Origin of the sequence: Streptomyces sp. NPDC013455, from assembly GCF_040632975.1 — a bacterium.
Classification (GTDB): Bacteria; Actinomycetota; Actinomycetes; order Streptomycetales; family Streptomycetaceae; genus Streptomyces.
This window is the reverse complement of record NZ_JBEYCX010000023.1, coordinates 62,024-83,658: the sequence shown is the minus strand read 5'-3', so window position 1 is coordinate 83,658 and position 21,635 is coordinate 62,024. Positions and strand designations below refer to the sequence as shown.

Genomic DNA, 21,635 nt, shown 5'->3' with positions numbered 1-21,635 from the left:
GAGTGTAACCTCCGGATCTTCCGGTCCGGTCAACAGCCCGCCGGCGCGGACCGGTTGTGCCGGGTCGCGCCCGGAGCACGCGAAAGGCCCCGCCGGTCGGCGGGGCCTTTCCACAAGCGGTAGCGGAGGGATTTGAACCCTCGGTGACTTGCGCCACACTCGCTTTCGAGGCGAGCTCCTTCGGCCGCTCGGACACGCTACCGAGGGAGACCTTACAGCACAGTGCGGCGTGGTTCGAAATCGATGGCAGGCAGCGGCTCAGCGATCCCGGAAGAAGTCGGTGAGGAGCCGGGCGCACTCCGCCGCGAGGACGCCCTCGATGACCTCCGGGCGGTGGTTGAGCCGCCGGTCGCGCACCACGTCCCAGAGGGAGCCGGCCGCGCCGGCCTTGTCGTCCCGGGCGCCGTAGACCACGCGGTCCACCCGGGACTGGACCAGCGCGCCCGCGCACATCGTGCACGGCTCCAGCGTGACCACCAGCGTGCAGCCGGCCAGCCGCCACTCACCGATCCGGGCCGCCGCCCGCCGCAGGGCGAGGACCTCCGCGTGGGCGGTGGGATCACCGGTGGCCTCGCGCTCGTTGTGCCCGGTTCCGAGCACCGTCGTACCGTCCGGCGACAGCACGACGGCGCCGACGGGTACGTCCCCGCCCCGGACGGCCAGCTCGGCCTCGGCCAGGGCGAGCCGCATCGCGGCCCGCCAGGGGTCGCGTACCGGGTCGGGCGTGCCGTGCGGGTCCCGTACCGCGGTCAGCGGACGGTCTCCAGCACCTCCGAGGCGCCCAGGGCCTCGGCGATCGTACTCAGGGCGTCGTCGGCGTCCAGCGCGCGCAGCTCCTTCTCGGTGATGCCGAGGTCGTCCAGGATCGCGCTGTCGCCCACCGGGCTGTGCGGCACCGCGTCGGCGGCACCGCCTTCCTCCTCGTCGTCCTCGGACTCACCGTCCTCCGTGCCGTCGAGGTCCAGGGAGTCCAGGTCCGGGCCGTCGTCCGAGCCCGGCTCCCGGCCGAGCAGCTCGTCGGTGAGCAGCAGCTCCCCGTACGCGCTGCGCCGGGCGGCGGCGGCGTCCGAGACGTAGATGCGAGGATCGTCCTCGCCGTCCACGCGGACGACGCCGAACCAGGCGTCCTCCTGCTCGATCAGGACGAGCACCGTGTCCTCGTCGGGAGAGGCTTCCCGGGCCAGGTCGGCCAGATCCGACAGGGTCTCCACATCGTCGAGCTCTGTGTCGCTCGCTTCCCACCCGTCTTCGGTGCGCGCGAGCAGTGCGGCGAAGTACACCGTGACTCTCCCACTGGTCATAGGCGTGCCGGTTGGGGGTCCCCCCGGCGGAGGTACTGGGCGGAGAGAGCTGGGCTCCGAGCCCCACCCACTCGGAATCGTGGCAGAAACAAGGCGTTCAGGGGACGTCTTCGGCTCCCTGTGTCTGGCTGTTTCGACCGTGGATCCCTGATCGGCTCACCAGCGCACTCATTGCCGCCACCTGCGGATCGTACGCGGCTTTTCCCCTCGCTCACGCACGCCCGCCTCCCCAACACCGGTGCGGAGGTGGATCTTCCACACCGGTGGTGGGTCCTGCGGGCTACCAGCGGAACGTCCGCATGCGCATCGCGTGGCGCAGCCGGGCCGCCTTGGCGCGCCGGGGCTGGACCCGGGCGCGCAGCTCCCGGGCCTCGGCGAGATCGCGCAGGAACTGCGCGCGCCGCCGCCGGCGCTCGGCCTCGCTCTCGGGCTTGTCGGGATCGGGCCTCGCGGACCCCGCTCCGGGACCGGCGGCGTCGCCGGTGCGCCGGGAGGTGTCCGCGGGCAGGTCAGGCAGGTCGGACACGTCACACCACCCCATCCGTCCCTCCCACTTTCCCCCGGACGGCCGGTTTGACGCCAGCGCGAGGGTGACGCGTGGCGCAGGTACCGTTAGGGGCATGCGTCTCCACGTCGTCGACCACCCCCTGGTCGCCCACAAGCTCACCACGCTGCGCGACCAGCGCACCGACTCCGCGACCTTCCGGCGGCTCGCCGACGAACTGGTCACCCTGCTCGCCTACGAGGCGACGCGGGACGTGCGCACGGAGGCCGTCGACATCCGGACACCGGTCGCGCAGACCACGGGCGTCAAGCTCGCCCGACCCCGTCCGCTGGTGGTGCCGATCCTGCGCGCCGGCCTCGGCATGCTGGACGGCATGGTCCGGCTGCTGCCGACCGCCGAGGTGGGCTTCCTGGGCATGATCCGCAACGAGGAGACGCTCCAGGCGTCGACGTACGCCTCGCGCATGCCGGAGGACCTCTCGGGCCGCCAGGTCTACGTCCTGGACCCGATGCTGGCCACGGGCGGCACGCTGGTCGCGGCGATCCAGGAGCTGATCAAGCGCGGTGCGGACGACGTGACCGCCGTGGTCCTGCTGGCGGCCCCCGAGGGCGTCGAGGTCATGGAGCGCGAGCTGGCGGGCACGCCGGTGACCGTCGTCACGGCGGCCGTGGACGACCACCTCAACGAGCTCGGCTACATCGTGCCGGGGCTCGGGGACGCCGGGGACCGCCTCTACGGGGCGGCCGAGTAGCGCTCGTCAGCAGCTCTTCTTCGGGGAAGCCGTCGGCTGCGGTGCGGTCAGGGCCGTCATCGCCCGGTCGGCGGCTTCCTGCTTGGCCAGCCCGGTGAACCGGTCGCCCAGGACGAGGTCGAGGTCGGCTCCCTTGCGGCCGTCGGTGCGCAGCTCGGCGCCGCCGAGCTGGGTGCCGAGCACGCGCAGCGAGGTGTTCCGCGCGGCGGCCGGGCCGAGGAGCATCCCGGTGCCCTTCACCTTCTTGTCGAACTCCGGGCTCGCGTTGCCCACGTCGCCGATCCTGAAGCCGCGCTTCTTCAGCTCGTCGGCGGTCGCCTTGGCGAGTCCGGTGCGCTTGGTGGCGTTGTAGACGTTCACGGTGATCCGGCCGGGCCCGGGCAGGGACTCCACCCGGGCGGCGGGCGCCGCCGCGGTCCTGGTCCGGCATTTTTTCCCGGATCCGGCGACCGTGGGCGTGTCGCCGCCGGTGAAGACGTCGATGAGCTGCACGGTGCCCCAGCCCACCAGGCCGAGCACGGCGGTGGACGCCGCGACGACGGCCACGGCTCTGCCGTGCCGCCGGGGCGGACGCATCCGAGGGTATTTGCCCCCCGTGATCCGGTACTGGCCGCCCATGCCGGGGGGTGTCAGCATGCTCATGGGCGCAGCGTAGTGCGCCCGAGCGGCGATGCCTATCAGATGATCAGTCTCTGCCGCTCAGCGGAACCCGAAAGGGCCAACGGCCGTGTCGCGCCGGGTCAGTCGAGTTCGAGCACGCGCGCGTGCAGCACCTGGCGCTGCTGGAGTGCGGCGCGGACCGCGCGGTGCAGGCCGTCCTCCAGGTACAGGTCGCCCTGCCACTTCACGACGTGCGCGAAGAGGTCGCCGTAGAACGTCGAGTCCTCCGCGAGCAGGGTCTCCAGGTCGAGCTGCTGCTTGGTGGTCACGAGCTGATCGAGGCGGACCGGGCGCGGCGCGACGTCCGCCCACTGCCGGGTGCTTTCCCGGCCGTGGTCGGGGTACGGCCGGCCGTTTCCGATGCGCTTGAAGATCACACGGAAAGCCTACCGGTCAAGACGTTCCGGGCGCAGCCATGGCGGCCGAGTGCCACGCCGGAAAAATGGATCAAAAGGCACATACGGGCTGCTACGGGAACACGAGCGGGCGCACTGCGGGACCGGGGGCCGCGGCGGGTGCGGCTGCGGTGCCGTGGCGGGCGCGGGCGCGGGAGCGCGGCCGTGGCGGGTACGGGAACGGGGGCGTGGCGGGTACGGGAACGGGGGCGTGGCGGGTACGGGAACGGGGGCGTGGCGGGTACGGGGGCGTGGCGGGTACGGGGCCTGGAGCCGGGGCGAGCGGGCCGGTGCCGCCCGGCGGAGGCGGTGGGCCGCCCCCGCCGGGGCACGCTCAGCGGTTCTGGTCCCGCGCTGACCGCCGGGGCTCGGGTGCCGGGCGGTCCGGCCTGGGGGCCGCGGCGCGCCGGGCCTCCGCGCGCAGCAGGGCGCGCAGGACGGCGTAGGGGTCTGTGGGCATGGCTGCACTGCTCCTTGCGTCGAGCCGACTGACCTTGCTCAGGCACGGGTCCGTCAGCAGCGCAGGACGACCGTGCGCAGCCGGGACACCGCGTACGGCGGCCGGGGCGCGGCGGGGAGCGGGCGGGCGGCCGGCCCGGCGGGTGCCGGGGCGGCCGGCGGTGCGGGGTGCTCGGGCACGTCGGCCCGGGGGACGGCGCGGGCGGGCGGCCGCAGCACCGTGTCGAGGCAGTCGTGCTCGGCGGTGTCCGCGGCCACGGCCACCGCCGGGGCCGCCTGGGCCTGCGCGTGGGCGCCGGGCACCCACAGGGCCAGGAGCAGCACGAGCATCCGCAGCCAGGTACGGCTGCGGGGCGTGCTCCTGCTGCTGCTCACGGCTCCTGTTTCCCCGGGGCGCGCGAGGAGGGCAGCACGCCGGGCGCGAGATCCGCCCGCTCGGCGTACTCGCGACACGCCGGGTTGACGGCGGGTCACAGCGTCCGCGGCACCAGACGCGCCCGGCTGCGGATGCGGAGCGCGGTGACGATCTCCACGATCCCGACCGCGACCAGCCAGATGCCGCTGACGAGGGTGAGCACGGCGAGCGACTCGAACGGCGAGGTGATGAGCACGATCCCGGCCACGAAGGTGAGCACGCCGAGGAAGACCTGCCAGCCCCGGGCGGGCATCCGGGGATCGGAGGCGGCCGCCAGGGTCTGGGTGATCCCGCGGAACAGCCAGCCGATGCCGATCCACAGCGCGATCAGCAGGATCGACTGCATGGGCCCGCGGAAGCAGAGCAGGCCGAGCAGGATCGACAGGGCGCCGCTGATGAAGGCCAGCACGCGCAGCGAGGTCGCCTGGTGCGTGCCGAAGGCGGACACCAGCTGGAAGACGCCGCTGATGACCAGGTACAGGCCGAACAGCACCCCGGCGACGCGCAGCGAGGGGCCCGGCCAGACGAGTATCAGGACGCCGAGTACCAGGGAGCCGATCCCGGTGGCCAGGACGATCTGCCAGGCGGCCCGGGACAGGGCGTGCAGGGGGCCCTCGAGCGGCGGCTCGGGTTCATGGCCCGCGCGGAGCGGCTCCGTCCGTGCCGCGTGGCCACCGGGGGGCGTCGTCCCGTGGACGCGCCGGTCGTCGTACGCGCGGTCCCGCTCCGGACCGCTGCTCGGTATGTCGCTCATGCCCCATGCTTGGGCCGCCCGGGCGGCGGGGGCCAGCGGTGTGGGCCGAGCGGGTGGCATCCGCCGGCGCGTCCCGGTGAACCGCCGTGCGGCGCCCCCGGCCGCGGCGCTCTCCGCTCACCTCCCCCTTGCTGCTCCCCCCGCTGCTACTTCTTCGCCGCTTTGGCCGCCTTGGCCGCCGCCTTCATCTCCTGCTTGTGGGCGCGCACCCTGGCCAGCGACTCGGGGCCGGTGATGTCCGCGACGGATCGGAAGGACTCCGGCTCCCCGTAGGCTCCGGCGGCCTCCCGCCACCCCTCGGGGGCGACCCCCAGCTGCTTGCCGAGCAGGGCCAGGAAGATCTGCGCCTTCTGCTTCCCGAAACCGGGCAGGTCCTCCAGCCGCCGCAGCAGCTCCGGCCCGCTGCGGACGCCCCGCCAGACCGCCTCGGCGTCCCCGTCGTAGTGCTCGACGAGGTACTGGCACAGCTGCTGGATCCGCTTGGCCATCGAGCCCGGGTAGCGGTGCACCGCGGGCTTGTCGGAGAGCAGGGCGGCGAACGCCTCCGGATCCATCGCCGCGATGTCGTGCGCGTCCAGATCCTCGGTGCCGAGCCGGTCGGCGATGGTCCGGGGCCCCTTGAACGCCCACTCCATCGGGATCTGCTGGTCCAGCAGCATCCCGGTCAGCGCGGCGAGCGGCGACCGCCCGAGCAAGGCGTCGGCCGCGGGGTCCTGGGCGAGGTGCAGGGTGACGTCCATGGGGCGATGATCCCGCGCGCCGGCCCGCTGCGCGCGCGCAGGGGCGGGGCGCCGCGTGTGGGGTGTCGCGGGTGGGGGCGGTCGTGTGTGTGGGGCGCCGTGGGTGGGGGCGGTCGTGTGTGTGGGGCGCCGTGGGTGGGGGCGGTCGTGTGTGTGGGGCGCCGTGGGTGGGGGCGGTCGTGTGTGTGGGCGCCGCGCGTGAGGGGGCCGCGTGTCAGCGAGCCGTGGGCCACGCCGCCCCCGGTCCGCTCAGTCCGCCCGCCAGTACCCCAGCGCGTGCACCCGGTGCTTGGGCACGGACAGTTCCTTGCGGGCGTAGGCCGCGAGGGTGCGGGTGGTCGCCGTGTCGCAGGCGATCCAGACGTACGGGTCCGGGGTGCCGGCCAGGACGGCGGGCAGCTCGGCGCGGACCCGTTCCACCAGGTGGGCGCCCGCGTCCCGGCGGGGCACCGGCCGTATCTCGTGCCGGCCCTCCTCGGCCCGGTGGGGCAGCCCCGCCGCGTCCCCCTCGAACCAGACGGTCGCGGGAACGGAACCCAGGGCGCCGAGCAGCGAGTTGATCGCGGGCAGCGAGGCCGGATCACCGATCACGGCGAGGTGCGAGGGCTCCGGGTCGGGGTGCCGGAAGCCGGTGCCCTGCACGGTGGCCTCGATGGTGTCGCCGGCCCGCGCGCCACGCGCCCAGTCGGAGGCCCGCCCCTCGTGCAGGGCGAACTCCAGGCCGAAGGTGCCGGCCGCCGGGTCGGGGTCGACAAGGGTGTAGGCGCGCTGGTGCGGCCGGCCGTCGTCGGAGAACCACAGCCGCACCCACATCGTGGGGTGGACGCCGGTCGCGGCGAGCAGTCCGCCGTCGCTCATCCGGAGCCGCCGGTAGTGCGGGGTCACGTCCTCCGCGTCCAGGACGGTCAGCATGAAGTCCTTGGCGCGCAGCAGTTTGAGGACCGCGCCTTCCCAACCCCGCCCCTGCCCCATGACCCCTCCATCGTTCGCGTACGATTCCGCCACAGAAACCAAAACTTAGGCAAGGCTAACCTAAAGCACGGAGGGGATTCCCGGTGACCACCGAGATCTACCGCGACACCTGGGGCATCCCCCACCTGCGCGCCGCCGGCGCCGGGGAACTCGCCCACGCCCAGGGCCGGGTCACCGCCCACGACCGGGCCTGGCAGCTGGAGGTCGAGCGCCACCGCGCCCAGGGCACCTCCGCCTCCTTCCTCGGCGCCGGGGCCCTCTCCTGGGACGTCTTCGCCCGCCGGGCCCGCCTGGCGGACACCGCCCGCCGCTGCTTCGCCGCGCTGGAGCGCCGGGACCCGGAGACGGCCGACTGGGTCCGCGCGTACGTCGACGGCGTCAACGAGGGCCTGCCCGCCGGCGCCCGCCGCGCCCCCGAGTTCGCCCGCACCGGCCTGACCCCCGGCCGCTGGGAGCCCTGGACCCCGCTCGGCGTCTGGCTCGCCACGCACATCCTCTTCGCCGGTTTTCCCGCCAAGCTCTGGCGCGAGCAGGCGATACGGCACCTCGGTCCGGACGCGGTCGGGCTGTTCGCCATGGACGGGCCCGGCACCGCCGGAAGCAACGGCTGGCTCGTCACCGGCGACCGCACCGCCACCGGGCAGGCGCTGATCGCCGGCGACCCGCACCGCTTCATCGAAGACCCCGGGGTGTACCAGCAGATCCGTCTCGCCTGCCCCGAGTTCGACGTCGTCGGCCTGGCCGTACCCGGCGTCCCCGGCATCGCCCACTTCGGCCACACCGGTACGGCCGCCTGGGCCATCACCAACGCCATGGCCGACTACCAGGACCTCTACCGGGAGCGCCTGCGCCGCACCGGCGCGGGCATCGAGGCCCTGTCCCCCGACGGCAGCTGGCGCCGAGCCGTCCGCCACACGGAAACCGTGGAGGTCGCGGGCGAGGCACCGCTCCAGATCGAGGTCGTCGAAACGGAACGGGGGCCGGTGATCGCCGGGGGACCGGAGGGCCTCGACGCCACGGCCGCCGCCCCCGAGCCCGCGGCCCCCGCCGGCCGCGGTGGCGGCCCGCGGGCGGAGGCGGGGGCCGGCGGCGCGGCCGAGGCGCTCACGCTCCGCTACCCGCCCCGGGTGACGGAGGACCTCGGCTTCAGCGCCCTCCTCCCCCTGCTCCGCTCCCGCACCGTCGGCGACATCGACAGGGCCCTGGACGCCTGGGCCGAGCCGGTCAACGTCGTACAGGCCGCCGACACCGCCGGAGGCACCCTGCACCGCGTCGCCGGCAAGGTCCCCGTCCGCGCCGAGGCCAACCGCCTCCACCCGGTGCCCGCCTGGGAGCCCGGCCACGACTGGCACGGCACGCACGAGACGCCGTACGCCGAACCGGCCGACGGCATCGCGGTGATGGCCAACGCCCGCGGCCTGGCCGGCCCGCTCGGCGTCGAGTTCGCCCCGCCGCACCGCGCCGACCGCATCCGCGCCCTGCTCGACGCCGGCCACGCCTGGACCGCCGACGGCATGCCCGCGATCCACACCGACACCCACCTCGCCTCGGCCGGCCCCCTCCTGGACCACCTCGCCGCCCTCACCGGCCTCACCCCCGCCGCGTCCGCCCTCCGCGACCGCCTCCTCGCCTGGGACCGCCGGATGGAGGCCGACAGCACCGACGCGGCGGCGTACGCGGCGGTGCGCGGCGCGGTCGTGCGCCGGCTCGCCGCGCACCCGGTCTTCGCCCCGCTCACCGCACCTCCGGCCTACCCGGAGGTGCTGCTGCCCTGGCTGGCACTGGTCCCCCGCGTCGGCTTCGCCCTCGAACACCTCCTGCGGGCCGAGGAGTTGTACGGCATCGACCGCGCGGCGGCCGTCCGTGCCGCCGTGGAGGAGGTGGCCGCCGCACCCCCCGCCGGCCCCTGGTCCGCCACCCACCGCCTGGCCCCCTGGAAGGCGCTGCCGGACGATTCGGGCGACCCGGACAGCCCGGGGGGCGTGGGCGACCGGGTGGCCGGGACCGCCGAACCGGGTCTCGCCGGCGACCACGACTGCGTGCTGTGCACCTCCGCCGTCCCCGGCCTCACCGACCGCGCCGCCCGCGGCCCGGCCGCCCGCTACGTCTGGGACCTGGCCGACCGCGACAACAGCCGCTGGATCGTCCCCTTCGGCGCCGACGGCGTACCCGGCGCCGGCCACCACCGCGACCAGCTCCCCCTGTGGCTCGCCGGCGAACTGGCCCCGGTCGTCACCGACTGGACCCTGCTCACCCCGGAGCACCCGGCCGAGCACGGGGCCGAGCACCCGGCCGAGCACGCGGCCGAGCACCCGGCCGAGCACGGGGCCGAGCACGGGGCCGAGCACCCGGCCGAGCACGCGGCCGAGCACCCCATCACCGCATCCACCGAGGAATCCGATGACTGACCTGCACGTCCAGCACATCGACGGTTACGGCACCGTCCGCATACGCCCTCTCGACCCGGAGGGCGACGCGGACGTGGTCCACTCCTGGGTGAGCGACGAACGCGCCTCCTTCTGGGGCATGAACGGCCTCACCCGGGACCAAGTCGCCGAGGTCTACGCCCACATGGCCACCCTCGACACCCATCACGCCCACCTGGTCACCCTGGACGACCGCCCGGTCGCCCTCTTCCAGACCTACGAGCCGTCCGCCGACCGGGTCGGCGAGTGCTACGACGTACGCCCCGGCGACCTCGGCTGCCACCTGCTGCTCGCCCCCGCCGGCCCCGGCGGCAGCCGGCCCGGCTGGACGTCCGCGCTGCTCACGGCGATGACGACGTACGCGCTGCTGGTGCTGGACCGGCAGCGGATCGTGGTCGACCCGGACGTCCGCAACACCAAGGCGATCACCCGCTTCGAACGCCAGGGCTTCAGCCGCGGCCCCGCCGTCGTCCTCCCCGAGGTCGACCTCCCCGACGTCTACCTGCCGGAGAAGCGGGCGCAACTCGCCTTCCTCGACCGGGCGGTAGCCTTCCCCGCGTGACGACGCCCGAAGAGCTGATCGCGCACTACGGCCTCGAACCCATCCCCCGCGAGGGCGGCCTGTTCCGGCGCACCTGGGCCGGGCCCGAGCGGCCCGACGGCCGCCCCGCGGGATCGGCCATCGTCGTGCTGCTCACCGCGGACGACTTCTCCGCCCTGCACCGCCTGCCCTTCGACGAGGTCTGGCACTTCCACCTCGGCGACCCGCTCCAGCTCCTGCTCCTCGCGCCCGACGGCACCACCCGCACCCCCGTCCTCGGCCCGGACCTCCGCTCCGGACAGCACCTCCAGCTGACCGTGCCGGCCCGCACCTGGATGGGCGCGCGGGTGGTCGCGGGCGGGTCGTGGACCTTCTTCGGCTGCACCATGGCGCCCGGGTTCACCTACGCGGACTACGAACACGGGAACGCGGCCGACCTCACGGCGCGTTACCCGGCCGAGGCCGCCCGGATCAGGGAACTCTGCCGCCCATGAGCCTGCTCGACGGACAGACCGCCCTGGTGACCGGCGCGGGCGGCGGCATCGGCCGCGCCATCGCGCTGCGCTTCGCACAGGAGGGTGCGGCGGTGGCCGTGCACTGCCGCACGGCCGTCGCCGCGGCCACCGAGGTCGCCGCCCGCATCCGGGAGGCGGGCGGCGAGGCGGTCGTACTCCAGGCGGACCTGGCGGACGAGGCGGCCTGCCACCGGCTGATCGAGGAGACGACCGCGTGGTCGGCCGGGCGCCTCACCGCGCTCGTGAACAACGCCGCCGTACAGCCGGTCCAGCCGCTCGCGGGCATGACGGCGGGGGACTGGCGCACGGTGGTCGACACCGACCTCACCAGCGTCTTCGCCTGCACCCAGGCGGCCGCCGCCCACATGCGCGCCCACGGTGGCGGCACCATCACCCACATCGCCTCCATCGAGGCCGGGCACCCCGCCCCCGGCCACGCCCACTACAGCGCGGCCAAGGCGGCGGTGGTCACGCACGCCCGCGCGGCCGCCGTGGAATACGGCTCCGCCGGCATCCGCGTCAACACGGTCTCGCCCGGCCTCGTCGACCGGCCCGGGCTCGCCGGGTCCTGGCCGGAGGGCGTGGACCGCTGGCTCGCCGCCGCCCCCACCGGGCGCCTCGGCCGCCCCGAGGACGTCGCCGACGCCTGCGTGTTCCTGGCCTCCCCGCTCGCCTCCTTCGTCAGCGGCCACGACCTGGTGGTGGACGGCGGCGTGTCGGCCCGGCCGACCTGGTGACGCACCTGCCGAACCGGTGAGCACGCGGGCCGTTCCGCCCGTACCCATACGGAGGCACGGGTGCGGGACGGGACGGAGGCCGAGGGTGCTGCGGAACGGACACCGGGGACGAGGACGAGTACGGCCCGACGCCCGGGACGTACTCGGGCACCTCCGACCCCGCCGGCTTCCCCACGGCCTCCTCCGCGCGCTCCCGCACCGCGGGACGCCCGGCTTCCCCCGTGAGCAGGGTCGCGCGCTCCCTCACCCCACGGCCCCCGGCCCCCTCGCCGCGATCGTGGATCCCCGGCTGCTCGGCCCTTCCCGCGGCCTCCTCCGCGCGCTCCCGCACCCCACGGCCCCCGGTCCCCTCCGCGCACTCGGGGATCCCCGGCTGCTCGGCCCTTCCCACGGCCTCCTCCGCGCGCTCCCGCACCGCGGGACGCCCGGCTTCCCCCATCCGCACGGCCGCGCGCTCCCGCACCCCCGGACGCTCGTCCTCCTCGCGCTGCTCCCCGCCCTCCTGCTCGGCCTGGTCCTCGGCGCGGCGGCCCCCGCCTCGGCCCACGCCGTGCTGCGCGCGACGGACCCCGGCGACGGAACCGTCCTGCGCACGGCCCCCCGCCAGATGACCCTCACCTTCACCGAGTCGGTCGGCCTGCTGACCGACTCCTTCCGGGTCTACGACCCCGCCAACCGGCGCGTCCGCACCGGCCCCGCCGACCACGCCCCCGGCCGCTCCGACACCGCCCGCGTCTCTCTGCCCGCCCGGCTCGCCACCGGCACCTACACGGTGGCCTGGCGGGTGGTGTCGGCCGACAGCCACCCGGTGTCCGGCGCCCTCACCTTCTCGGTGGGCGAGCGCACGGCGGCCCCGGCCGGCCCGCCCCCCGGGCGCACGGAGAACCCGGTCACCACGGCCCTGCACACCATCGCGCGCTACCTCGCCTACCTCTCCCTGGCACTGCTGCTCGGCACGGCCGCGTTCGTGGCGTACTGCCGCCCGCCGACCACGGCCCACCTGCGTGTCCCCGCCCGGGCCGCCGCGGCCGTACTGCTGGTGTCCACGGCCGCCCTGTACCTCCTGCGGGCCCCCTACGAGGAGGGCACCGCACCGGTCACCGCCCTCACGCCCTCCTCCCTCACCCACACCGCGACGACCCGCCCCGGGCTGCTCCTGCTGACCCGCCTGGCGCTGCTGCTGCTCGCCGCGGCCGGCGCGTTCCTGCTGAGCGCCCGCCGCATCCGGCTGCCGCGGCGCGCCACCCTCGCGGCGGGCGCGGCCCTCGCCCTCGCGCTCTCCCTGACCTGGTCGGCGTCCGATCACGCCTCGGCGGGCATCCAGGTGCCGGCGGCGATCGTCTCCGCCACCCTGCACCTGCTGGCGACGGCGGCCTGGCTGGGCGGCCTCGCCGCCCTCCTGTGGACCCTGCGCCGCGCCCCGGCGGCGGACGACCTGCCGGCCTCGGTACCGGCCCGCTTCTCCCGCCTGGCCTCCGCCTCGGTCACGGTCCTGGTGGTCACGGGCGTCTACCAGTCCTGGCGCGGCCTCGGCTCCTGGCAGGCGCTCACGGACACGACGTACGGCCGTACCCTGCTCGCCAAGCTGGCGGTCGTGGCCGCGCTCCTGCTGGCGGCGGCCTGCTCCCGCACCTGGACCGCCCGCCTGGCGCAAGCGGCCGACCCCACCGCCAGCCCGGCCCGAGCGGCCGACCCCGCCGCCCGCCCGGCCCGAGCGGCCGACCCCGCCTCCAGCCCGGCCCGAGCGGCCGACCCCGCCTCCCGCCCGGCCCGAGCGGCCGACCCCGTCGCCCTCCGCGTCCCCGGACCCGCCCTCGAACGCGTCCCGGAACCGGTGGCCGGCCCCCCGCTCCCCCCGGAACGTCCCCCCGCCCTCCCCGCCGCGGTCCCGCGCCGCCTGCTGCGCCGCTCGGTCCTGGCGGAGGCGACGGCGGCCGTGGTGGTGCTGGCCGTCACCACGCTCCTCACCAGTACGGTGCCGGGCCGCGCGGCCGGAGAGCCGGCCCGGCCCGCCGCCGGCGCGGCGGCGGGCATCCCCACGGCCTTCGTCACCACGGTCCCCTTCGACGTCGGCACCCCCGGCGGGCACGGCAGGGTCCAGATCACCCTGGACCCCGGCCGGGTCGGCACCAACTCGGTCCAGGCGGTGGTCTACGGCCCCGACGGCGGCCTCTCCACGGTTCCCGAACTCCGGATCACCCTCACCCTCCCCGCCAAGCGCCTGGGCCCGCTGGACACGAAGGTCACCGACCGCGGCGGCTACTGGTCCACCGACACCTTCACCCTGCCCGTCCCCGGCACCTGGACCCTGAAGGCGACCGTCCGCGTCTCGGAGGTGGACCAGGTGACGGTGTCCGCGCCGGTACGGGTGACGCGGTAGACCCCGGGCAACGACCCGCACGACGCCGGGCACGCCAAGTACCCCTCCCTCGACGAGGAGCAGCCGCCCCGCGCCGAGGAACTCGCCGCGCCGGGCGGTGACGCCGACGCGAACAACGCGTCGCGCCGAGCTGAAACGCCTGTGGGGGTCGCTGAGCCCACCACTATGATCTCGGCTCCTCGCAGCCCAACGGCTCTTCGCTGCCGGGCCCCGACGCAAGCAGGGACGGACGCACGGACCCGGGCCGGGAGCAACAGCAGGGCCGCGCGACGCACAGGTCACCCGGGAGAGCAGCCGTCCGATGAACGACGCCCACGACAACAACGACAACACAGGCGGCCACCGCCGGACGCGGGGCGCCGGGGCGGCCCTCGGCACGCTGGCCCTCCTGGGCGCCCTGACGGCGACAGGCTGCTCCGCACCCGACTCCGGTACCGGCCCGGCCGGTGACCGCGCCGCCGGGCAGTCCGCGGACGACAGGTGGGTCGAGGGCGTCACGCCGGGGTGGATGAGCGGGCACATGGGCGTCGACATCCCGGCGGGGGCCCAGGACGCGCGGGCCGGCTATCAGGTGACCTCCCGCTTCGACACCGGTGTGCTCACCTTCACACTGACCAGGTCCCAGACACGGGCCTTCCTGGCCGCCTATCCGCCGGCCGGCGAGCTGCTGGAGCCCACGGCCGCCGTGACCGACGTGCGGACCCACGACTTCGGACGCCTGGGCGTGCCGGAACCGGAGTCGTTGCAGAAGGGCATGCGCTACGGCTCCGTCTGCCCCGGCGCCGACCCCGAGCGCACGGTGAGCCCGGACCCGCTCGCCGACCCGTACGGCACCTCGGACACCGGCTGCGTCAGCCTCTACGCCCACGACTACGCCCCGGACCGCACCCGCATCTACCTCCGCGACCACTACGAGCCGGGCATCAGCCCCCTCCCGACAACCCCGCCCACTTCCTCCCCGACCCGCTGACCGGCCCACACAGGCCCGCTGACCGCTCCCCACCGGTCGCGGGGGGGGAGAGAGAGAGCCACGTCTTCGCCTCGCCGACCGGTGGGCCCCTCAGCCCCGACACCGACTACCACGTCTGGAAGCGGCTCCTACGGGACGCCGCCGTACGGGACGGGCGTCTCCACGATGCTCGCCACACCGCCGCGACCGTTCTCCTGATTCCCGGCATCCCGGACGTGGTGATCGACGCGATCACGGGTCGGGAGCCCGGGGGAGCGGCACGGATGCGCGCCCGGTACATGCATGTGACGGGAGTCATGCCCCGGAAAGTCGCTCAGCAGGGCGGGGCCGCGCTCTGGGCGCCGCCCGACGCCCCGAAAAAAGCCGACTGAGATGGACAACGTCGAAGGGCCCCACCGCGAACGGTGGGGCCCTTCGACAACGTGCCCGGTGAGGCACTGGCGGAGGATACGAGATTCGAACTCGTGAGGGGTTGCCCCCAACACGCTTTCCAAGCGTGCGCCCTAGGCCTCTAGGCGAATCCTCCGCCGGAAACATTACATGACCGAGGGGAGTGCTCGCGAACTCGTTCCCGCAGGCCCGCACCGGGTGCCGATCTCCGCCCGCACCGGGTACTGACCGGGGCCGCCATCGGGTACTGTGGGGCACAGCCCCTCACGCGGCGCTATCTGACTGAACTCCCCCAGGGCCGGAAGGCAGCAAGGGTAGGTCGGCTCTGGCGGGTGCGTGGGGGGCGCTTGCGTTCCCGGGGTCCGCGGGCGGAGTCCGTTGTCGGTGGGCGCCATTAACCTCGTATGCGTGTCGTCTCTCGCGCTGTACCGCCGCTATCGCCCGGAGACCTTTGCCGAGGTCATCGGGCAGGAGCATGTCACCGACCCGCTGCAGCAGGCCCTGCGGAACAACCGGGTCAATCACGCGTACCTGTTCAGCGGGCCGCGCGGATGTGGCAAGACGACCAGCGCGCGCATCCTGGCCCGCTGCCTGAACTGCGAGCAGGGTCCCACCCCGACCCCCTGCGGGGTATGCCAGTCCTGCCGTGACCTGGCGCGGAACGGACCGGGGTCGATCGACGTCATCGAGATCGACGCGGCCTCCCACGGTGGTGTGGACGACGCCCGTGAGCTGCGCGAGAAGGCGTTCTTCGGCCCCGCGAGCAGCCGGTACAAGATCTACATCATCGACGAGGCCCACATGGTCACGTCGGCCGGCTTCAACGCGCTGCTCAAGGTCGTCGAGGAGCCGCCCGAGCACCTCAAGTTCATCTTCGCGACCACCGAGCCGGAGAAGGTCATCGGGACGATCCGGTCGCGGACCCACCACTACCCCTTCCGGCTGGTGCCCCCGGGGACCCTGCGGGACTACCTCGGCGAGGTGTGCCGGCAGGAGGACATCCCGGTCGAGGACGGCGTGCTCCCGCTCGTCGTGCGCGCCGGCGCCGGCTCCGTGCGCGACTCCATGTCCGTCATGGACCAGCTCCTCGCCGGCGCGCGGGAGGAGGGTGTGACGTATGCCATGGCGACCTCCCTCCTCGGGTACACCGACGGCTCCCTGCTCGACTCCGTCGTGGAGGCCTTCGCCACCGGTGACGGAGGCGCCGCCTTCGAGGTGGTCGACCGCGTCATCGAGGGCGGGAACGACCCGCGCCGCTTCGTCGCCGACCTGCTGGAGCGGCTGCGGGACCTGGTGATCCTCGCCGCCGTGCCGGACGCCGTGGAGAAGGGGCTCATCGACGCCCCCGCCGACGTCCTGGAGCGGATGCAGGCCCAGGCCACGATCTTCGGCGCCGCCGAGCTGAGCCGCGCCGCGGACCTGGTCAACCAGGGCCTGACCGAGATGCGCGGCGCCACCTCGCCCCGTCTCCAGCTGGAGCTGATCTGCGCCCGCGTCCTGCTCCCCGCTGCCTACGGCGACGAGCGGGCCGTGATGGCCCGACTCGACCGGCTGGAGCGCGGCGTCACCTTCTCGGCCGGTGCCGGCGCGCCCGCCATGGGGTACGTGCCCGGGCCCGGGGCCCACGGCGGCGCCCCGGCGGCCGGTGCGGTCGCCGTCCCGCCCGGCGGGGGCCCAGCGGCGGCCCGCGCGGCCGTACGAGCCACGGGCGCCCCCGGACCCACCGGTGCGCCCGCGCCCACCGGTGCCCCCGCCGCCACGGGTGCCGCGGCTTCCGCCGGCGTACCCGGTCCCGCCGGTGACCCCGGGCACCCCGGTACCCCGGGTCCCGCCGGCGATCCGGGCGGCGCGGCTCCGGCCGCTCCGGCGCCCACGGCTCCCGCCGCGGGTCCGGCCCCGGCCACGGCCGCGACTCCCGCCTTCGCTCCCACACCCGCTCCGGCCGCCGCGGCGGCACCGGCGGCCCCCGCCCCTGCCGCTCCCGCCCCCGCCGCCGCCCAGGCTCCGGCGCCGCCCCCCGCCGCACCGGCCGCGCCCGGCGCCTGGCCCACCGCCGCCCCGGCCGGCGGCGGCCGGCGCCCCGGTGGCTGGCCCACGGCCGCCGCTCCGGCGGGCGGCCGCCCGGGCCAGAGCCCCGGCGGGGCGTCCGCCGGCCGGCCGCCGCAGCAGCCCCAGCCGCAGCACCAGCAGCACCCTCAGACGCAGTCGGCGCACCCGCAGGGACAGCCCGCCGCTGCGGCGCCCGCTCCGGCCGCCGGCGGCCTCGACCCCCGTGCCCTCTGGCCGAACATCCTGGAGGCCGTCAAGAACCGCCGCCGCTTCACCTGGATCCTGCTCAGCCAGAACGCCCAGGTGACCGGCTTCGACGGCACCACCCTCCAGCTCGGCTTCGTCAACGCGGGCGCCCGCGACAACTTCGCCGGCAGCGGCAGCGAGGACGTGCTGCGGCAGGCGCTGGCCGAGCAGTTCAGCGTGCAGTGGAAGATCGAGGCGGTCGTCGACCCGTCCGGCGGCGGCCCGGCACCCGCGGGCGGCTCCGGCCACGGCGGTGGCGGCGGTTACGGCGGCTCCTCCGCCGGCGGTCACGGCGGCACGCCCGGCGGTGGCTACGGCGCCCCGGCCGCTCCCCGCGCCCCGGCTCCCCAGCCGGCCCCGCCGGCGGCCGCGGGCGGTGCCCCGGCCGCGCCCGCCCCGGCGCCCCGGCCGGCCGCCGCTCCCGAGCCGCCGCCCGTCGCCCCCGAGGACGACTTCCCCGAGGACGACGACCCGGACCTGGACGAATCCGCCCTGTCCGGGCACGAGCTGATCGTGCGCGAACTGGGGGCGACCGTGGTGGAGGAGTTCTCCAACGAGTAGCCGACGGCGGCCGGACAGCCGGCGGTCCCGCCGGTACCGGCCACGCTTGGTAGGAACGCACAACTTCCCCGGGCCCCGGCTTTCGGCGACCTTGCCATTAGGCTGACCCCGTGAAGGTCCTCGTCATCGGCAGCGGCGCCCGCGAACACGCCCTGTGCCGCTCCCTGTCCCTCGACCCCGACGTCACCGCGCTGCACTGCGCCCCCGGCAACGCCGGCATCTCGGAGGTCGCCGAGCTGCACCAGGTCGACGCGCTCGACGGTGCCGCGGTGGCCGGCCTGGCCACCCGCCTCGGTGCCGAACTGGTCGTCGTCGGCCCGGAGGCCCCGCTGGTCGCCGGCGTGGCCGACGCCGTCCGCGCGGCGGGCATCCCGGTCTTCGGCCCCTCCGCGGAGGCCGCGCGGCTCGAGGGCTCCAAGGCGTTCGCCAAGGACGTCATGGCGGCGGCCGCCGTGCCGACCGCCCGCTCCTACGTCTGCACCACCGAGGCGGAGGTCGCCGAGGCCCTCGACGCCTTCGGGGCCCCCTACGTCGTCAAGGACGACGGTCTCGCGGCCGGCAAGGGTGTCGTCGTCACCTCCGACGTCGAGGCCGCCAAGGCACACGCCGCCGGGTGCGAGCGGGTGGTGATCGAGGAGTTCCTCGACGGTCCCGAGGTGTCCCTGTTCGCCGTGACCGACGGCGAGACCGTCGTCCCGCTCCAGCCCGCCCAGGACTTCAAGCGCGCCCTGGACGGCGACGAGGGCCCCAACACCGGAGGCATGGGCGCGTACTCGCCGCTGCCGTGGGCCGACCCCAAGCTGGTGGACGAGGTGCTGGAGACCGTGCTCCAGCCCACGGTGGACGAGATGCGGCGCCGGGGCACGCCCTTCTCCGGGCTGCTCTACGCCGGCCTCGCGATCACCTCGCGCGGCGTCCGGGTGATCGAGTTCAACGCCCGCTTCGGCGACCCGGAGACGCAGGTCGTGCTGGCCCGGCTGCAGACCCCGCTGGCCGGCCTCCTGATGGCCGCCGCCACCGGCAACCTCGCCGATCTGGCGCCGCTGCGCTGGAGCGAGGACGCGGCCGTCACCGTCGTCGTCGCCTCGCACAACTACCCGGACACCCCCCGTACCGGCGATCCGATCACCGGTCTGGACGAGGTGGCCGCCGAGGACGCCCCGCAGGCGTACGTGCTGCACGCCGGGACCCGGCGGGACGGCGACGCGGTCGTCAGCGCCGGCGGTCGGGTGCTGTCCGTCACGGCCACCGGCAAGGACCTGACCGAGGCGCGCGAGCGGGCCTACCGGGCGGTGGGCCGGATCCGGCTCGACGGCTCGCAGCACCGCACCGACATCGCGGCGAAGGCGGCGGAGTCCGCGGGCGCCTGACCCGCCCGGCCCGCGCACACCCCCGTCGGGCCGCCCGCGTCCGGCCGGCACGCACCTCCGTCCCACGCACCTCCGTGCCGGGCCGCCCGCGCCCGGCCCGCCCGACCTGCACGCACGCTCCCCAGGCCCCGGATCACGATCCGGGGCCTGATCTTTGCTTTCTGTCACCCACCTCTGACCAAAGCCATTCCATCGAGTGAGCAATGGCCCATCCGGCTGACGGGGGCCGGGGCCCCAACTAGGGTGCCGCGCAAGCGTTCCGGCACTTGGCTCACCGGCATTGCGATGTCAGTGGCGGGTGCCACAGTGGGGGAGTGAGCAAGACCAGGACTGCACGCGATCGGGGAGGGGGCGAGGTCGGCACGTGAGCGGAATCGGTGTGGAGGTGGGCGCGCAGGCCGCGCGCTCCCGGGCCCTCGCCGTGCTGCGGGTCCGGGGCCGGGCGCTGGCCGTGGCCCTGCTGCCGGCGGGCGCCGCGGTGATCCTGCTGGCCGGCGTGTCCTCGGGACACCTGGTCGGCTCCGGCTGGGACGCCGCCCGCTGGACCGTGGGCGCGCTGGCCGTGCTGGTGCTGCTGGCCGCCGCCGGCATCGCCCTGGTCGTCGCCCGGGCCCGCCCCGCCACGAGCCCCACGGTGCCGATCCCGGAGGAGTCCGCCCCGGACCTCTACCGGATGGTGCGCGACCTCGCCGACCGGCTCGACGTGCCGGCACCCTCGGCCATAGCGCTCACCCCAGACTGCGACAGCTGGCTGGAGGACCGCACCCACTCGGCGCACGGTCCGCCCCCGCGCCCGACGTCCGACGAGGTGGCGGACCCGGTCCGGCGCCGCACCCCGGTCGCGCCGGTCCTCGTCATCGGCTCCCCGTTCCTGTGGTGGATGCGCGTCGGCGAGCTGCGCGCGGTCCTCGCCCCGGTCATCGCGGGTACGGGCCCCGCGGCGCACCCCGACATAGCCGCCGCCCGCCGCTTCGTGCGGGGGCTGGACGCGGCCGTGGCGGTCGCCGCGACACCGGGCCGCTGCGGGCCGGTCCGCGCGGTCTGCGCCGCCCTCGGCTGGGTGGCCCGGCTGCTGCTGCGGGGCTGCCGGGAGCACGCGGCGCAGATGGAGCGCGGGGTAGCGGCGGCCGCGGCCGAGCGCGCGCAGGCGGTGGACTACGGCCTGCGGATCGTGGCCCAGGAGCAGGTCGGACTCGCCTATGCCGGCTGGGACCGGCTGCTGACCCGGGTCGCGCTGCCCGCCTGGCGCATGGGCCGGTGGCCGTCCCGGCTGGACGCGGGCGTGGTGGCGGCGCTCACCGAGCTGTCCCGCCGGGACCGCCTCGCCGAGGGCTTCGCCTCCCGGCTCGGCGAGCGGCCCGCGTGCGACCTGCTGGAGGAGCCGGGGGTGGTGGACGAGGCCGCCTCGCTGCTCGCCGCCCGCCTCTTCCACGGCGGGCCCGCCGAGTCCGGCCCCGACTGGGCCCCGGTGGACTGGCAGGCGTATCCGGAGGAGGTCGTGGACCGCACCTGGCGCGCCGACGCGGCCCGCCTGCACCGCGTGCTGGACGCGCTGGGCGTCCGCCCCTCCCTCGACCCCGCCGCGCCCGACCCCGGCGGCCCCACCCTGGCCCGCGTCCTGGACCACCTCGCGGAGCCGGCCACCGCCATCCGCGAGCACGGCCCCGGCCTCCCGCCGGCCGGCGCCCCCGTGCAGCCCCCCGGGGCGGCCCCGGAGCCGGTCCCGGGGGCCACCCCTCCCCTCACCACCGAGCCGCCCGCCGGCCCACCCCAGGCCGCCCTCGGGGACGTCCCTGGAACCGCCCGGGGAGCCGCCCCGGGAGCCGCCTCCGGCAGGACCCCCACAGCCCCGCCGGACCCCGCCGGCCACACGCCCCACGCCGGCACCCCTGACACCGCGCACGTCCCCGAGCCCACCGTCCCCACCGCTGGCACCCCGCCCGCCGCCTACGACGACGAGGAAGACCCCGATCCCGCCACCGAGCGCAGTGCCGCCCTGGCCGCCGGGCTGAGCGCGGCGCTGGCCCGGGAGGAGGCCGCCGTGCCGGGCGGTGACGGCGGGGCCCGGCCGACTCCGGAGAGCGCGCTGTGGGACGACTGCGGGCTGCCGCTGTTCCCGCTCCAGCCGGCGCGGACGGCCCGCGAGCTGCTCACCGACCACGTCACGGCGATGGTGTGCTGCGCGGCCGTCGACACCGCCGGCGCGGTCCCCGCCCTGGACTGGCTGGACGGCCCCTCCCTGCTGCTGGGCGGCGAGCGGGCGGCCGACCTGGCGCCCCGGGTCCTCACCCTGATCGAGGAGGGAGACCCAGGCCCGCTGCGCGAGTGGCTGGCCGCGTCGGGGATACGCCCCGAGAAGCCCGTGCGGCTCGTCTGACCCCTTCTCGCCCGATCGTCACCGCCGTAACGGAAACGCGACTTCCACTTCAGGTCAATTCGCAACGACTAGTGACCGGGCCCGTGCGTTATGTGATGTGCTGGGACCGACCACGCCCTTG

Annotated in this window: 20 protein-coding genes, 2 tRNA genes, 1 other RNA gene and 1 pseudogene; 12 read left to right on the top strand and 12 right to left on the bottom strand. The window is 75.7% G+C overall.

Annotation, left to right across the window (positions count from 1 at the left end; all coding sequences use genetic code 11):
- Window positions 1–117 precede the first annotated feature (117 nt).
- From ABZ576_RS29545 to ABZ576_RS29530, 4 genes are all read right to left on the bottom strand, one after another.
- Window positions 118–202: transfer RNA gene (locus tag ABZ576_RS29545), tRNA-Ser, on the bottom strand.
- A gap of 56 nt (window positions 203–258) precedes the next feature.
- The gene (tadA, locus tag ABZ576_RS29540) at window positions 259–690 is read right to left on the bottom strand and encodes a tRNA adenosine(34) deaminase TadA (protein WP_360747357.1); all 432 of its coding nucleotides are present in this window, start codon (window positions 688–690) and stop codon (window positions 259–261) included.
- A gap of 59 nt (window positions 691–749) precedes the next feature.
- The gene (locus ABZ576_RS29535; RefSeq protein WP_360747448.1) at window positions 750–1,280 is read right to left on the bottom strand and encodes a hypothetical protein; all 531 of its coding nucleotides are present in this window, start codon (window positions 1,278–1,280) and stop codon (window positions 750–752) included.
- A gap of 301 nt (window positions 1,281–1,581) precedes the next feature.
- Window positions 1,582–1,827 carry a hypothetical protein gene (locus tag ABZ576_RS29530; protein ID WP_360747354.1) on the bottom strand — a complete coding sequence of 82 codons (246 nt, stop codon included), beginning with the start codon at window positions 1,825–1,827 and terminating at the stop codon, window positions 1,582–1,584.
- A gap of 94 nt (window positions 1,828–1,921) precedes the next feature.
- On the opposite strand from ABZ576_RS29530, the gene upp reads away from it, so the two are divergent.
- Window positions 1,922–2,557, top strand: a complete 636-nt coding sequence (upp, locus tag ABZ576_RS29525) for a uracil phosphoribosyltransferase (RefSeq protein WP_208033093.1) — start codon at window positions 1,922–1,924, stop codon at window positions 2,555–2,557.
- A gap of 6 nt (window positions 2,558–2,563) precedes the next feature.
- Here the strand turns inward: upp and ABZ576_RS29520 are convergent, their stop codons facing one another.
- The 7 genes from ABZ576_RS29520 to ABZ576_RS29490 all read right to left on the bottom strand — a co-directional run bounded on the left by ABZ576_RS29520 (window position 2,564) and on the right by ABZ576_RS29490 (window position 6,952).
- Window positions 2,564–3,175, bottom strand: coding sequence for a LytR C-terminal domain-containing protein (locus ABZ576_RS29520; RefSeq protein WP_360747445.1), 612 nt, complete (start codon window positions 3,173–3,175; stop codon window positions 2,564–2,566).
- Window positions 3,176–3,297: 122 nt separating this feature from the next.
- Window positions 3,298–3,594 (bottom strand): type II toxin-antitoxin system VapB family antitoxin, encoded by a 297-nt coding sequence (locus tag ABZ576_RS29515; protein WP_004943146.1) that lies wholly within the window; start codon window positions 3,592–3,594, stop codon window positions 3,298–3,300.
- Between the two features lie 352 nt (window positions 3,595–3,946).
- The gene (locus ABZ576_RS29510; protein WP_360747351.1) at window positions 3,947–4,072 is read right to left on the bottom strand and encodes a hypothetical protein; all 126 of its coding nucleotides are present in this window, start codon (window positions 4,070–4,072) and stop codon (window positions 3,947–3,949) included.
- A gap of 53 nt (window positions 4,073–4,125) precedes the next feature.
- Complete coding sequence (locus tag ABZ576_RS29505) at window positions 4,126–4,446, bottom strand: hypothetical protein (RefSeq protein ID WP_360747348.1); 321 nt, start codon at window positions 4,444–4,446, stop codon at window positions 4,126–4,128.
- Window positions 4,447–4,541: 95 nt separating this feature from the next.
- The gene (locus ABZ576_RS29500) at window positions 4,542–5,240 is read right to left on the bottom strand and encodes an HdeD family acid-resistance protein (protein WP_360747345.1); all 699 of its coding nucleotides are present in this window, start codon (window positions 5,238–5,240) and stop codon (window positions 4,542–4,544) included.
- Between the two features lie 146 nt (window positions 5,241–5,386).
- Window positions 5,387–5,980: an HhH-GPD-type base excision DNA repair protein gene (locus tag ABZ576_RS29495; protein WP_360747342.1), complete on the bottom strand. Its 594-nt coding sequence runs from the start codon at window positions 5,978–5,980 to the stop codon at window positions 5,387–5,389.
- A 249-nt stretch (window positions 5,981–6,229) separates the two neighbouring features.
- Window positions 6,230–6,952 carry a siderophore-interacting protein gene (locus ABZ576_RS29490; RefSeq protein ID WP_360747339.1) on the bottom strand — a complete coding sequence of 241 codons (723 nt, stop codon included), beginning with the start codon at window positions 6,950–6,952 and terminating at the stop codon, window positions 6,230–6,232.
- An 83-nt stretch (window positions 6,953–7,035) separates the two neighbouring features.
- Here ABZ576_RS29490 and ABZ576_RS29485 point away from each other — a divergent pair, with 83 nt between their 5' ends.
- The 7 genes and pseudogenes from ABZ576_RS29485 to ABZ576_RS29455 all read left to right on the top strand — a co-directional run.
- On the top strand, window positions 7,036–9,360 hold the full coding sequence (locus tag ABZ576_RS29485; RefSeq protein ID WP_360747336.1) for a penicillin acylase family protein: 2,325 nt from the start codon (window positions 7,036–7,038) through the stop codon (window positions 9,358–9,360).
- A complete protein-coding gene (locus ABZ576_RS29480; RefSeq protein ID WP_360747333.1) occupies window positions 9,353–9,940 on the top strand; it encodes a GNAT family N-acetyltransferase in 588 nt (195 codons plus the stop codon). Before ABZ576_RS29485 ends, ABZ576_RS29480 begins: the two co-directional genes overlap by 8 nt.
- The gene (locus ABZ576_RS29475; protein WP_360747330.1) at window positions 9,937–10,413 is read left to right on the top strand and encodes a cupin domain-containing protein; all 477 of its coding nucleotides are present in this window, start codon (window positions 9,937–9,939) and stop codon (window positions 10,411–10,413) included. The genes ABZ576_RS29480 and ABZ576_RS29475 overlap by 4 nt, the downstream gene beginning before the upstream one ends.
- Window positions 10,410–11,171, top strand: coding sequence for an SDR family oxidoreductase (locus tag ABZ576_RS29470; protein WP_360747327.1), 762 nt, complete (start codon window positions 10,410–10,412; stop codon window positions 11,169–11,171). The genes ABZ576_RS29475 and ABZ576_RS29470 overlap by 4 nt, the downstream gene beginning before the upstream one ends.
- A gap of 487 nt (window positions 11,172–11,658) precedes the next feature.
- Window positions 11,659–13,551 carry a copper resistance protein CopC gene (locus tag ABZ576_RS29465; protein ID WP_360747442.1) on the top strand — a complete coding sequence of 631 codons (1,893 nt, stop codon included), beginning with the start codon at window positions 11,659–11,661 and terminating at the stop codon, window positions 13,549–13,551.
- Window positions 13,552–13,852: 301 nt separating this feature from the next.
- A complete protein-coding gene (locus tag ABZ576_RS29460; protein WP_360747325.1) occupies window positions 13,853–14,521 on the top strand; it encodes a hypothetical protein in 669 nt (222 codons plus the stop codon).
- Window positions 14,522–14,580: 59 nt separating this feature from the next.
- A pseudogene (locus tag ABZ576_RS29455) lies at window positions 14,581–14,892 on the top strand (site-specific integrase); the annotation flags it as partial.
- 67 nt (window positions 14,893–14,959) lie between these two features.
- Here the strand turns inward: ABZ576_RS29455 and ABZ576_RS29450 are convergent.
- Window positions 14,960–15,047, bottom strand: a tRNA-Ser gene (locus ABZ576_RS29450).
- Between the two features lie 119 nt (window positions 15,048–15,166).
- On the opposite strand from ABZ576_RS29450, the gene ffs reads away from it, so the two are divergent.
- The 4 genes from ffs to ABZ576_RS29430 all read left to right on the top strand — a co-directional run bounded on the left by ffs (window position 15,167) and on the right by ABZ576_RS29430 (window position 21,514).
- Window positions 15,167–15,265, top strand: an RNA gene (gene ffs, locus ABZ576_RS29445) — signal recognition particle sRNA small type.
- Window positions 15,266–15,319: 54 nt separating this feature from the next.
- Complete coding sequence (locus ABZ576_RS29440) at window positions 15,320–17,767, top strand: DNA polymerase III subunit gamma and tau (RefSeq protein WP_360747322.1); 2,448 nt, start codon at window positions 15,320–15,322, stop codon at window positions 17,765–17,767.
- A gap of 110 nt (window positions 17,768–17,877) precedes the next feature.
- The gene (purD, locus tag ABZ576_RS29435; RefSeq protein WP_360747319.1) at window positions 17,878–19,137 is read left to right on the top strand and encodes a phosphoribosylamine--glycine ligase; all 1,260 of its coding nucleotides are present in this window, start codon (window positions 17,878–17,880) and stop codon (window positions 19,135–19,137) included.
- Window positions 19,138–19,501: 364 nt separating this feature from the next.
- Complete coding sequence (locus tag ABZ576_RS29430) at window positions 19,502–21,514, top strand: hypothetical protein (protein WP_360747316.1); 2,013 nt, start codon at window positions 19,502–19,504, stop codon at window positions 21,512–21,514.
- Window positions 21,515–21,635: the final 121 nt, after the last annotated feature.

What these genes read in the sequence shown, in the direction of transcription:
- ABZ576_RS29480 (WP_360747333.1), top strand. Translation starts at nt 9,353, where the DNA reads ATGACTGACCTGCACGTCCAGCACATCGACGGTTACGGCACCGTCCGC.
- tadA (WP_360747357.1), bottom strand. Translation starts at nt 690, where the DNA reads ATGCGGCTCGCCCTGGCCGAGGCCGAGCTGGCCGTCCGGGGCGGGGAC.
- upp (WP_208033093.1), top strand. Translation starts at nt 1,922, where the DNA reads ATGCGTCTCCACGTCGTCGACCACCCCCTGGTCGCCCACAAGCTCACC.
- ABZ576_RS29495 (WP_360747342.1), bottom strand. Translation starts at nt 5,980, where the DNA reads ATGGACGTCACCCTGCACCTCGCCCAGGACCCCGCGGCCGACGCCTTG.
- ABZ576_RS29490 (WP_360747339.1), bottom strand. Translation starts at nt 6,952, where the DNA reads ATGGGGCAGGGGCGGGGTTGGGAAGGCGCGGTCCTCAAACTGCTGCGC.
- ABZ576_RS29500 (WP_360747345.1), bottom strand. Translation starts at nt 5,240, where the DNA reads ATGAGCGACATACCGAGCAGCGGTCCGGAGCGGGACCGCGCGTACGAC.
- ABZ576_RS29510 (WP_360747351.1), bottom strand. Translation starts at nt 4,072, where the DNA reads ATGCCCACAGACCCCTACGCCGTCCTGCGCGCCCTGCTGCGCGCGGAG.
- ABZ576_RS29470 (WP_360747327.1), top strand. Translation starts at nt 10,410, where the DNA reads ATGAGCCTGCTCGACGGACAGACCGCCCTGGTGACCGGCGCGGGCGGC.
- ABZ576_RS29460 (WP_360747325.1), top strand. Translation starts at nt 13,853, where the DNA reads ATGAACGACGCCCACGACAACAACGACAACACAGGCGGCCACCGCCGG.
- ABZ576_RS29520 (WP_360747445.1), bottom strand. Translation starts at nt 3,175, where the DNA reads ATGGGCGGCCAGTACCGGATCACGGGGGGCAAATACCCTCGGATGCGT.